A 12,981-nucleotide genomic window follows, 5' to 3' on the forward strand; every position below is an offset into this window, starting at 1 on the left:
GAATATAGCAAATAAAAATATAACTCATAAAAACAAGCCGGCTTGATAAATAATGTTCAGGTCTTTTTTATCATAAAAAATAAAAATGTTTTTTATTGTATTTATCATTGATGACATTTTATTTTTGAATAAAAAATTTACTGAAAATATATATTGCATCTAATTACTACAAGTTATAATAACACTACAACAGAAATAACAAAATAGTTCTATGATAGATGTTCTAACCAGTTCCCTATATGTTAAGGAGTTGGTTATTTATTTCTAAGCTTCCTTAACGAATATACCTTAAATTCTACGGGCTTGCCAAAAAGCTTTTTTCCAGTAAACATTATTCATAGATGAACGAGTAACACCTTTATGGGTTGATGCATGAATAAACTGGTTATTGGCATCATAAATGCCAACATGTAACCCATGTTCGCCACTACCTGTTCTGAAAAAGACCAAATCACCCGGCATTAAATCGCTTTTATTAATACGGGCGCCTAATTTTATTTGCCCATCGGTAGTGCGAGGTAACTGAATATCAAACCGGTCACTGAAAGTACGGTAAACAAAACCAGAACAATCTACTCCCCGACGATCCATTCCACCATAATGATATGGCGTACCATGCCATTGATTAAGCTGCTCCTTAAGTTGAGCAATTACCATGATGGGATCAGAAAGCGCCGTTTTTAACTCAGGCGCCGGTGTCCTGGGGGCGTGGCTGGAACAGCCAATAAGTAACAGACTGAGCAACAATAGTAACTCTTTTGTTCTTATTATCATTACCCCCTCCTCATAAGATCAGCAAAACAAGTTAACTCTATCCGGCACTCGATAAAAAAACAAGGTTGTACTTTAAGTAAAACAGTTAAATATTCTTCATTCTGGACGGCTAATCAACCAGATACCACACAAAATGAAAATGACACCCGCAGTTTTCAATAATGTGATGGTTTCATTAAACCAAGGCAATAAAGCCGCCATTAAATAGACAAATACATAACTTAAGCTTATTAACGGATAGGCTTTATTTAACGGCAAATATTTTAGCGTAAATAACCAACACAGCATAGATAATAGATACCCAGCCAGACCAGCCATTACCATCATCAGGGAATGGCGATGACTCCACAGCCACTCAATATCAAACCAATCCAAACCAAGATTCAATGCCGGTAAATTGACAACACCCCATTTCAGTAATAACTGGGCTATTGTCACCAGTAATACGCTAACTAATCCCCAAATATAACCTTTCATTCATTCAAGCTCATCAGCAAAATTCCCAACATGATAAACACAATCCCACTCCAATGTTTTTTGCCTGCTTTTTCCTGATAGAAAAATTTCCCCGCTAACGTAACCATAATAAAATTTATACTTAACATGGGATAAGCAATTCCTAATGGCAATATCTGCAATAGACGAAGCCAAAATAACATGCCAACAGCCAATAGAATCACAGCCCCTATCAACCATTTCAGCGCAGATGCCCGCGGATAAACATCACTCTGCCAACATATCACAGCCTGTTTCTGACATAGCTGACCAGCACATGTCAGTAAGCTAACCAGCAACAATAAAGTGAAATTTATCATGGTCGCTTCTCATAAACCAAAATAGCAAAGCGATAATTACGATTAATGTGATCTGCTTTTGGCAAATCAGGTAATTTTTCATTTTTATATAAATGAAACAGTACTGATACCCGTCCTTCTTTACGCGCTTTCTCTAACCATTGTGGAAAATCTTTATAACTGATATATCGATATCGGCTATCTGGATAATTCAACCCATATTCCAACTCACCCCAATTCTCAAGCATATAAATATCGCTACGCTTCATCTCCCAAGCCACCGTGGTTGCAAGACCAACGCTTTCCGATAGAATGTACCGACTGTCTGCAAGTTCCTGATGATGTAACTTAATAAAACTTTGCGGCAATTTAGAATTAACGGTATTCTCAGGCAACGCATTACCTATCACTAAACTGACAACAATGGAACAAAATGCCGACCACAACCAGTATTTTCCATTCAACGCAAAACACAGATAACCAATAATTCCCCAAATACCAAAAGCAACAATCGCTAAAACCCATTTAGGCCATTCTGATGGTTGATATAAAGAGTGTTTTGTTACTGCTTCCATAGCAAACAGAATCATTACCGCCATCAGACCAATCAATACGTTAACCATTCCATTGATCTTCAGCAATTTCATTTTGCCATCTCTTACGCAATCAACGCCAAATTTAGCCATCATCATTGCCAATGGCGCCATGCAAGGCAAGATATAGGTTGGCAATTTTCCTTTCGCGATACTGAAAAATAAAAATGGTACGACAAACCAGCAAAGTAGAAAAAACATTTCAGGATTGGATTTTCTCTCTTTCCAACCTTTAATTACCGCGCCGGGTAATAATCCCAACCACGGGATCACACCAAAAATAAGAATCGGTATGTAATACCAGAATGGTGCAATATGCTGTGCATCATCGGAAGAAAAACGCTTAATATGCTCAACCCAGAAGAAATAATGCCAATAGTCAGGCTCCCGTTGGGCAACCGCAATCACCCACGGCAAACTGATTGCTACCGCCGAAATAATGGCAAGTGGGCCAAAGTATATTATTTGCAGAACCCGCTTCTGATAAATGACAATGGGCAACATCGCAATGACCGGAACGGCCAATGCCAGAAATCCCTTGGTCATAAATCCCATACCACAACATAAGCCAAGTACCAGATATGCCATAATCCGCTGTTTAGTACAATCGGCTTTTAACGCCCAGAAGCTAGATATCATGGCAGCCGTTATCCATAAAGAAAACATTGGATCGAGTACGCTATAAGTGCCAATGGCAAATACCAGAAACATTGAGATGTAAATAAGGCTGGCGGCAAAAGCAATATGCCGGTTATGCCACATCATCATAGCAAGTCGATATAATAAAATCGCGCTGATAAAAATACAGAAAACCGACCCAAAACGAACAGCAAAATTATTATCACCGAAGATCCATTGGCTAATATTATTAATCCAATAACCCGCTACTGGTTTTTCAAAATAACGAATATCCAGCAAATATGGAACAATCCAATCCCCTCGTTGCAGCATTTCTCGGCTAATTTCTGCGTAACGGGTTTCATCAGGCTGCCATAGCAGACGGCCATTAAGGGGTAATAAATAGGTGAGGATAAAAAAAAGAGCCATCAGAAAGGCCCCCACTTTACACGCCCGGTTATTTAACATAGATAAGTTAAACCTCTTGTTGGCATCCTAGCCATCCTTCTCTACCGGGAAATTCGGAACGAATAATTCTCCCGACAGGAAGTCGCTGTATATTTTCAGGCAGCAGATGACTCAATGCACAAAATTGTATGTTTTCCTGATGAACCGTTTCCAACAGCGTTGCAAATTCTGTGGACTTGGACATCCCTTCAACTTCCGTATGGATGGTATATACCGGAACTCCCTGGCTGTTTTTCATCTTATCAAGGATAAACTGGTTAAAATCTTCATCTTTAACCTGAATTCCTATCACTTCGTCATAAGTTGGCAACGTCACCGGAATTTGCACCGTACCAAGAGTACCATCAGGCAAAATGGGCCTGAATGGATGAGTTCCCCGACAATCGCTGTTGTAATCAAAACCAAACTGTTGCTTTACCGCGAGTACGCGTTCATCAGCCCGCCAACCCGCAACAGCAGAACAAACTACCCGTTGACCAATTGCCTCTACCAATGCATCCACCCCCAGTTTAACCTGCTCTGTTAACTGAGCTTCTGACCAACGGTCGACTTTCGCCTGCCAACGCTGATGATCCCAAGCATGCAGACCCACTTCATGGCCTGCATCCAGAGTTTGTTTCATCAAATAGCCTAAATCCTTAGCGATCTTCTTACCCGGCCATGCCGTTCCCGCCAGTAAAATATCAAGACCATATAGAGATGCTGCATTTGACCTCAACATTTTCCATAAGAATTTCGGTCGTAAAAGACGCCACAAATGGCGCCCCATATTATCCGGCCCAACACTAAAGAAAAAACTGGCCTGAATCTGATGTTTTGCCAAAATCTTGAGTAATTGCGGCACCCCTTCAACGGTTCCTTGATAGGTATCCACATCAACTCTCAAGCCAACTTGTTTCATTAATTTTTCCCTAATTCTTCCACTGCGCCACGCAAGAAGAAATCCAGTGTTTCATTTATCGTCTGTTTCATGTCGATGGTTGGCTTCCAACCTAATAACCGCTCCGCGTTTCTAATACTTGGTTTACGGTGTTCAACATCCTGATAACCTTTTCCGTAGTAACTGCCGCTTTCAATCTTTTTAAATCCAGCAAACGGAGGAAAATGATCTCTCAATTCATGGTTTTCAAAGCTATCAAGTAATATTTCCGCTAATTGACGAATACTGGCTTCATTAGTTGGATTGCCAATATTGATAATTTGACTGTCACATAACCCATCCCGGTTTTCAATAATACGGAACAGCGCCTCAATACCATCATTAATATCAGTAAAACAGCGTTTCTGTTCACCACCATCCACTAGTTTGATCGGTGAACCTTCAACTAAGTTCAATATTAATTGTGTGATCGCTCTGGAACTGCCGATACGCGCGGAGTTCAAATTATCCAAACGTGGCCCCATCCAGTTAAATGGACGAAATAGTGTGAATTTGAGTCCTTCTTTCTCACCATATGCCCAAATAACACGATCTAGCAATTGTTTTGATACAGAATAGATCCAACGCTGTTTGTTGATCGGACCAACGATCAGACGAGAGTCATCTTCATCAAATTCTTTATCATCACACATTCCATAAACTTCTGATGTGGATGGGAAAATAATCCGTTTATTGTATTTAACGCAATAACGGACAATTTTTAGATTCTCTTCAAAATCTAATTCAAATACACGCAGCGGATTACGGGTATATTCAATTGGAGTCGCAATGGCTACTAATGGCAAAACAACATCACACTTTTTAATGTGATATTCGATCCATTCAGTATGGATATTGACATCACCTTCGATGAAGTGGAAACGCGGATTACCAATAAAACGCTCAATGGCGGAAGAACCGATATCCATACCATAAATATCATAGTTGCCATCACGTAATAGACGTTCTGTTAGATGATTACCGATAAAGCCATTTACACCGAGAATTAATACACGTTTCCGGTGGCTAATTTGAGCGGTTGCCTTTGGACCAACACGGATATCAGTCACCATGCTCATATCTACCGCCAGACGATGGCCCTGAACATATAACCCTGATTCACTCTGCCCATTGATAATTTCTAACGCACCTTCTCCACAGGCAATAATTAACGGATCTACCGATAATACTGTTCCCGGTTGTTTATCATGAATCTCATTCAATGGAGAGGCGCGCCAGATAGTAATCTTACGTTCACCTAAGAAAGTAAACGCCCCCGGATATGGCTCAGTCACTGCCCTGACAAGATTGTTAATTTCAGCGGCTGATTTGCTCCAGTCAATCTCACCATCCGCAGCAGTACGACGCCCAAAGTAAGTTGCCTGACTTTCATCTTGAGGTATCGCTGGATAAGTTCCCGCTTTGATCTGGGGTAATGCTTGATTAAGCAGTTTTTCCGCTGCTTCACGAATTTTACCGTGCAAAGTCAACGCGGTATCTGTCTCTGCAATAGTAACTTTGTGTTGAGCAATAATATCCCCTGCATCAGGTTTCAACACCATTTTATGCAAGGTTACACCGGTTTCCACTTCACCATTTAAAATCGCCCAGTTAATCGGGGCGCGACCACGGTATTTTGGCAACAGTGAACCATGCAGATTAAATGCGCCTGCGCTCGCCAGCGATAAAATATCCTCGCTCAGCATATTTCGGTAATAAAAAGAGAAAATCACATCAGGTTTTAGTTCCCGGATACGTTCAATCCAAAGTGGATGGTTGACATTCTCTGGCGCAAAAACCGGTAGTCCTAAATCTGCACTTAAACGGGCAACAGAAGAGAAAAAATGGTTTTCATTAGGATCATCTGTATGGGTAAATACCGCCTGAATATCAAAACCCGCTTTAGTTAAGGCATTGATCCCGACACAGCCGATATCATGATAGGCAAATACAATTGCTTTCATTTAGTACTCTTCCTGGTTGTTGTTGGTCTTTTTATTTCCGACCACTTTTTGAATAAAATAACGTGGGCGCGCCCGAACATCGTTATAGATACGGCCTATGTATTCACCTAATAAACCCATCGCGACGAACTGCGCGCCAATAAACATGAAAAGGATGGCAAATAGAGTAAATACCCCTTCTGCTGCCCATATGGCGCCGAAAATCAGACGTAAAACCACCAATAATACAGCCAGCAAAAAACCAGAAACTGCAATCACACTACCTACCACACTCAGCAAACGTAAAGGCGCGGTTGTCAGACAGGTCAGCAAGTCATACATCAGATTAATCAGCTTCATGAAGCTATATTTAGAATCGCCAAATTCACGCTCTGCATGAGCGACATCAATCTCAATGGTTTTACGGGCAAACGTGTTTGCCAGAATAGGAATAAAGGTGCTGCGCTCATGACACTGCAACATAGCTTCAACAATATGGCGGCGATAGGCACGGAGCATACAGCCATAATCTCCCATAGAGCGGCCTGTTGCTTTAGTAATCATAGCATTGATGAGTTTTGAAGCTGTTTTACGGAATAGAGAATCCTGCCGATTAGCCCGGCGAGTACCCACAACGTCATAACCTTGTTCAGCCGTTTTAACAAGACGGGGGATCTCTTCTGGCGGATTCTGCAAATCGGCATCAAGCGTAATAATTAAATCGCCACTGACCTGATTAAACCCCGCCATAATCGCTGAATGCTGACCATAATTACGATTAAGTAAAATTGCAACAATATGATTTTCATATTGTTCGGCAGCCTGAATCAGAATTTCCGCAGATCTATCACTACTGCCATCATCGACAAGAATAAGCTCATATTCCTGAGTCAACTGTTTACAGGCCGCTAAGGTTCTTTCCAATAAAAGAGGTAAACTTTCTTCTTCGTTATAAACCGGAATAACAACAGAAACTTTTTTAATTTGTTCAAATAACACTTATCTGTGCTCCGAAATAATTTCTTGTAAAACATCAATAACATAATCCACATCGTCATCACTCATATCAGGAAAGAGCGGCAATGAACAAAGTGTTACTGAATTCCATTCTGATTCGGGTAATGACAATTGCGGATACCGATCCCGATAATATTTTTGTGTATGCGCAGCCCTGAAATGCAAACCTGTACCAATATTTTTCTCTTTCAAACGTTCCATTAACGTATCGCGATCAATGCCACAAACATCCTTATCAACCCTCACCATAAATAGATGATGTGCATGCATATGCTCATAATCAGGCACACTTAACATCTGCAAAGGCGAATCTTTTAATGCCGCTGAATAACGGGCAACAATTTGCCGACGGCGAATATTCATTGATTCCAATTTACTTAATTGCACAACAGCAATCGCAGCATGAATATCAGATAAATTATATTTGTAGCCCGGTTCTACAACTTCTGCCTGTGGTCTTCTGCCTTGAATCTGACGATCAAAAGCATCAATACCCAATCCGTGAAACTTTAGACACCGAATTCGTTCAATAAGTTCATTATTATCAGTAGCAATTAACCCCCCTTCCGCACAAGTGACATTTTTTATGGCGTGAAAAGAGAAAATCGCAGTACCATGCTCACCAATCCATTCATTCTTATAACGGGTTCCTAATGCATGAGCCGCGTCTTCAATCAATGGAATACCCTCCTCTTGAGCAATCCCACGCAATGCATCTAAATCACAAGGCGCACCGGCATAGTGAACAGGAATAATCGCTTTGGTTTTGGAAGTAATCGCCTTTTTTACTGCCTGCGCGTCGACCATTAACGTATGACGATCAACATCAATCATGATCGGTTCAGCACCAAGCAAACAGATCATATTTATTGTGGAAACCCAAGTTTGAGATGGTGTAATCACTTCGTCACCAGGGCCAATTCCCAACGCCATTAGCGTCAGATGCATACCCGCCGTTGCAGAGGCCAATGCAACCGCATGTTTACAACCAAACATGCGGCAAAAGTCCTGTTCCAATTGATGATTTTGCGGGCCTGTTGTAATCCAACCCGAACGAAGAACCTTTTCTACTGCCTGAATTTCTTCATCACCTATCGCAGGACGAGAAAATGGAAGAAAACGATCCATAAAACACAGTCCAATTCATTCATAATATAACGATATATTAGATGACTATATTTTAACGAATCGTAAACACAGGTATGATTTAACAAATTAAGTGGAAATTACTATAGATCTACGGTACGTACAAATCCACGATACGTACAGATTCACGGTAGGCACATACGGCGGGACTATAATTAGGGTAAGAAAACCCGCCAATACTTATCTGTCCTTTCTGGCACACATTTGATGTCAGCAGCAAAAACTTTAGAGAGCGTATTTTCTTTCATTACCTCATCCGGTTTTCCATTCGCAACCAGTGTTCCATTAGCAAGCAACCAGATCCGATCAGCTTTATCATAGCTATGATTGAGATCATGACCACTCATAACTACGGTTCCACCGAGTTCACAAAATTTCTTTATTAATAGATCAAGTGCGGCTACCTGAGTGATGTCAAGATTATTCGTAGGCTCATCCAAGAGCAATAATTTGCCTTCCGAATTGATTGTCGGCCAGACTTGCAAAAAAAACCCTGTTAATCGCACCCTTTGCCATTCACCACCAGATAGATGACCTACAGGTGTCTCCAGAAGTTTTCCCAACTTAAAAAAGGAGCAAAGTTCTGACAACACACTGTCACAATTAACAAGATGGGCAGCTAAGTACAGTTGCAGATATTGAAAAACCGGCATTATCGGCACAGAAGAAATTTGCTGGCTAAGCCATGCTCTATGCCGCGCTAACTGGCAGTGACTATATTGACTAAGACACTTTTGTTGCAAATTGATTACACCACTATAGGGTAAAATACCGGCCATACAGGCCAGTAATGTACTTTTTCCTGAACCATTCGGCCCAATGAGATGTACCTGTTCACCTTGTCGCACCAATGCGGTCAGCGGCATTAATCTGTTTCGTACTGATACTTGATTGAGAGCCATCAACTGATTGGTCACTTGCACACTGTCCACGTTCTTAACTCCAGTCTCTGACTCTCAATAATAACCAAATAAATACCGGCGCACCCAATGTTGCAGTCACAACGCCAATCGGCACTTCTGCATTATTCAAGCTAAGGCGAGAAAATAAATCAGCCAGCAATAATCCACAACCGCCGGACAGAACACAAGCCGGCAGTAACGTTTTATAATCTGTCAAACCGCATAAACGTAAAATATGTGGAATAACCAAACCAATAAAGCTGATTGTTCCAGCAAGTGCAACACTTAACCCGACCAATAACCCAACAGCAAATACAAATAAATTACGCCAATAATAAAGCGATATACCCAACTGTTGAGCTTGTGTTTCCCCCAGTGACAGAAAATTAAGTACTTTTCCTTGCCGGCTCAACCAAATGATCAAAGGAAACAAAGCGACTACTAACCATTGCTGCCGCCAATCTATTCCACTGAAACTTCCCATCATCCAATACATTAGCTGACGCAAGTCCAGGCTAGTACTGAAATAAACCATCCAGGTCATTAACGCACCAGAGACGACACCAAAAGCAACCCCTACCAACAACAAACGAGCATTATTTAAATAACGCTTTCTTGCAAAAGTCAGCAATATCATTGTGACAGTCAACGCTCCGAACACAGCGCTAATACTTAGTAACCAAAACGGCGCAATACCATGAAACATCAACACCAGAAACACTACCACCACGCCAGCGCCATTACTGACGCCTAATAGCCCAGGTTCCGCCAACGGATTTTCAAACAGCGCCTGCATTACAGCACCCGCCACAGTCAAGCTTGCACCCACAGCAACTACAGCTAATACACGGGGAAAACGCAATTGCCACACAAACAACTGACCTGTTTCAGAAAACCATTTATCAGGCCAGATCCAATTTTCTCCGGCACAGAGTGAGAGAAAAAAAACCAATAGAAATAAACAAGTGAGAATCGCCAGAAAACGATAATCACGCTTTTTCTGGCGAGTCACTAATTCAGTGATGGAAGAGATGGGTTGCATGGTAAATCAAGCTCATGAGGGAGGATTCGTTTAAGAAAAAGGCCGCTATTGATGCGGCCTTTTTGATTATTCTTTAGGCGTGGCTTTCTCAACCCTGCTTTTTAACTTCTGACCAGGACGGAATGTCACTACTCGGCGAGCTGTAATCGGAATGTCCTCACCAGTCTTAGGATTACGCCCCGGACGTTGGTTTTTATCCCGTAAATCAAAGTTGCCAAATCCAGACAATTTTACCTGCTCACCATTCTCCAAAGAACGACGCACTTCTTCAAAGAATAATTCAACCAGATCTTTAGCATCACGCTTGCTAATTCCCAGTTTCTCAAACAGATTTTCTGACATTTCAGCTTTAGTAAGCGCCATAGGTTCAGTCCCTCAAGGATGCTTGGAATCGCTGTTTCAGCACTGCAACACATCTATTAACAGTCGCAGCAATCTCTTCTTCTTCCAGTGTACGCGCGGTATCCTGCAAGATAAAACTTATAGCAAGGCTCTTATGACCCTCTGCTACACCTTTACCACAATACACGTCAAACAAGTTTATGCCAACTATATGATTTACGCCAACTTTCTTGCACTCAGCCAAAACATCTTCTACAGCAATATTTTCAGGCACTACGATCGCAATATCACGGCGGTTTGACGGAAAACGTGAAATCTCTTTTGCATCAGGAATCACGCGACTTGCCAGCTTGTTCCAGAGTACTTCGAATACCACTGTGCGGCCATTTAAGTCAAGTTTACGTTCCAATTCCGGGTGAACTACACCAATATATCCGATGTATTCATCTTCCAAATAAATCCCGGCGCTTTGACCTGGGTGCAACGCCGGATTTACATCTGCTCTAAAAGAAATCTTAGATAATTTTCCAGTTAATTCCAGAACAGCTTCCAAATCACCTTTCATATCGAAGAAATCAACTGACTGTTTGTCCAGTGACCAATGTTCTTCAAAACGATTGCCGGTAATGACTCCCCCCAACATCAGCTCCTGACGAATGCCCTGCTCCGCATTTTCATCAGGAACAAAACGTAAACCCGTTTCAAATAAGCGCACACGGTTTTGCTGACGGTTCTGGTTATATACCACCGTCGTTAATAAACCCGTGAGTAGAGATAAACGCATTGCTGACATATCCGCCGAAATTGGATTAGGCAGCATCAACGCTTGTTGCTGTGGATGTAACAGTGCCTGAATTTTGGGATCAACAAAGCTATAAGTAATCGCTTCTTGATAACCTCTGTCAACCAGCATCGTTTTAACACGTTGCAGGGAAAGATCCGCTTCACGATGTTTTTTCATGATAAGATCAGCACGCATCGGTACATCTGGAATATTGTTGTAACCGTAGATACGGGCAACTTCTTCCACCAGATCTTCTTCCAACTCCATATCAAAACGCCAGCTTGGCGCAACCGCTTGCCAGCCATTTTCCTGAATAGTGACCTTGCAACCTAAACGGGTCAAAATGCCACCAACCTGTTCATCAGATATACAGTGACCAATCAAACGATCCAGTTTTTCACGACGTAATGTGATTGTCGCGGACTGTGGCAATTGAGATTCATCAGTAACATCAATAATTGGACCCGCTTCACCACCACAAACATCAATCAGCAGTTGAGTCGCTCTCTCTATTGCTTTGTGTTGTAGCTGAGGATCAACTCCACGTTCATAGCGGTGAGAAGCATCAGTGTGTAAACCATAACGACGAGCACGGCCAGCAATCGCTAAAGGGGCGAAAAATGCGCACTCAAGTAAAATATTTTGCGTCTCTTCATTCACGCCTGAATGTTCACCGCCAAAAATACCTGCCATCGCAACAGCTTGTTTTTCATCAGAAATAACTAGCGTATCAGTAGAAAGGTTGGCTTCTGTACCATCCAGCAGCACCAATTTTTCATCCTGCTTCGCCATACGCACAGTGATTGAGCCATTCAAGCGTTCCAGATCAAACGCATGCAACGGTTGACCTAATTCAAGCAATACATAGTTAGTCACATCGACAATCGGGTCGATAGAACGGATACCACCACGACGTAATTTTTCACGCATCCACTGTGGCGTTGCCGCTTTCACATTAATGTTTTTAATTACCCGTCCCAGGTAACGTGGGCAAGCTTCTGTTGCTTCAACACGAATAGGGAAAACAGCGTCTGTTGTCGGTTTTACTGCTTCAATTTGTGGCTCAGATAGGGGCATTTTATTAGCAACCGCCACATCACGCGCAACCCCTATAATACTTAGGCAGTCAGCGCGATTAGGCGTAATACTAATTTCAATGACTTTATCATCCAGCTTCAGATATTCACGCAGATCAACACCTAAAGGAGCATCAATCGGCAATTCAATAATACCGTCGTGATCCTCAGAAATACCCAGTTCAGAAAAAGAACATAGCATCCCTTCGGAAGGCTCACCGCGCAGTTTTGCCGCCTTGATTTTAAAGTCACCCGGTAATACAGCACCCACAGTTGCTACTGCAACTTTCAACCCCAAGCGGCAATTTGGCGCACCACAAACAATGTCCAGCAGCCGTTCACCACCGACATTCACTTTTGTTACCCGTAGCTTATCTGCATTTGGATGCTGGGCACATTGAACAACTTCACCGACAACTACACCATGAAATTGACCGGCAACGGCTTCAACGCCATCAACTTCCAGACCTATCATGGTAATTTGATCAGATAATACTTCACTGCTAATGGCTGGGTTTACCCATTCGCGTAACCAGAGTTCACTGAATTTCATGAGATATTCC

12 protein-coding genes are annotated in these 12,981 nt (G+C 41.9%); all 12 read right to left on the minus strand.

What is annotated here, in order from left to right; genetic code table 11:
- Positions 1–288: 288 nt before the first annotated feature.
- On the minus strand, positions 289–774 hold the full coding sequence (locus B0X70_RS13380) for a C40 family peptidase (RefSeq protein WP_065391466.1): 486 nt from the start codon (positions 772–774) through the stop codon (positions 289–291).
- A gap of 96 nt (positions 775–870) precedes the next feature.
- Positions 871–1,251: a 4-amino-4-deoxy-L-arabinose-phosphoundecaprenol flippase subunit ArnF gene (gene arnF, locus B0X70_RS13385; RefSeq protein WP_217469559.1), complete on the minus strand. Its 381-nt coding sequence runs from the start codon at positions 1,249–1,251 to the stop codon at positions 871–873.
- Positions 1,248–1,589 (minus strand): 4-amino-4-deoxy-L-arabinose-phosphoundecaprenol flippase subunit ArnE, encoded by a 342-nt coding sequence (arnE, locus tag B0X70_RS13390; RefSeq protein ID WP_217469560.1) that lies wholly within the window; start codon positions 1,587–1,589, stop codon positions 1,248–1,250. The genes arnF and arnE overlap by 4 nt, the downstream gene beginning before the upstream one ends.
- Positions 1,586–3,247 (minus strand): lipid IV(A) 4-amino-4-deoxy-L-arabinosyltransferase, encoded by a 1,662-nt coding sequence (gene arnT / locus B0X70_RS13395; RefSeq protein ID WP_046394496.1) that lies wholly within the window; start codon positions 3,245–3,247, stop codon positions 1,586–1,588. The genes arnE and arnT overlap by 4 nt, the downstream gene beginning before the upstream one ends.
- Positions 3,248–3,254: 7 nt before the next feature.
- A complete protein-coding gene (arnD, locus tag B0X70_RS13400) occupies positions 3,255–4,148 on the minus strand; it encodes a 4-deoxy-4-formamido-L-arabinose-phosphoundecaprenol deformylase (RefSeq protein ID WP_217469561.1) in 894 nt (297 codons plus the stop codon).
- On the minus strand, positions 4,148–6,130 hold the full coding sequence (arnA, locus tag B0X70_RS13405) for a bifunctional UDP-4-amino-4-deoxy-L-arabinose formyltransferase/UDP-glucuronic acid oxidase ArnA (protein ID WP_217469562.1): 1,983 nt from the start codon (positions 6,128–6,130) through the stop codon (positions 4,148–4,150). Before arnA ends, arnD begins: the two co-directional genes overlap by 1 nt.
- Positions 6,131–7,108 carry an undecaprenyl-phosphate 4-deoxy-4-formamido-L-arabinose transferase gene (arnC, locus tag B0X70_RS13410; protein WP_217469563.1) on the minus strand — a complete coding sequence of 326 codons (978 nt, stop codon included), beginning with the start codon at positions 7,106–7,108 and terminating at the stop codon, positions 6,131–6,133.
- Positions 7,109–8,254, minus strand: a complete 1,146-nt coding sequence (gene arnB / locus B0X70_RS13415; RefSeq protein ID WP_217469564.1) for a UDP-4-amino-4-deoxy-L-arabinose aminotransferase — start codon at positions 8,252–8,254, stop codon at positions 7,109–7,111.
- 173 nt (positions 8,255–8,427) lie between these two features.
- Entirely contained in the window at positions 8,428–9,174 is a 747-nt protein-coding gene (gene btuD, locus B0X70_RS13420) for a vitamin B12 ABC transporter ATP-binding protein BtuD (protein ID WP_217471732.1), read from the minus strand.
- A gap of 34 nt (positions 9,175–9,208) precedes the next feature.
- Positions 9,209–10,216 (minus strand): vitamin B12 ABC transporter permease BtuC, encoded by a 1,008-nt coding sequence (gene btuC / locus B0X70_RS13425; protein ID WP_217469565.1) that lies wholly within the window; start codon positions 10,214–10,216, stop codon positions 9,209–9,211.
- Positions 10,217–10,282: 66 nt separating this feature from the next.
- Positions 10,283–10,579 (minus strand): integration host factor subunit alpha, encoded by a 297-nt coding sequence (gene ihfA, locus B0X70_RS13430; protein WP_011146885.1) that lies wholly within the window; start codon positions 10,577–10,579, stop codon positions 10,283–10,285.
- A 4-nt stretch (positions 10,580–10,583) separates the two neighbouring features.
- A complete protein-coding gene (pheT, locus tag B0X70_RS13435; protein WP_217469566.1) occupies positions 10,584–12,971 on the minus strand; it encodes a phenylalanine--tRNA ligase subunit beta in 2,388 nt (795 codons plus the stop codon).
- Between the last annotated feature and the right edge of the window lie 10 nt (positions 12,972–12,981).

This window comes from Photorhabdus akhurstii, from assembly GCF_019090985.1.
GTDB classification, from domain to species: domain Bacteria; phylum Pseudomonadota; class Gammaproteobacteria; order Enterobacterales; family Enterobacteriaceae; genus Photorhabdus; species Photorhabdus akhurstii.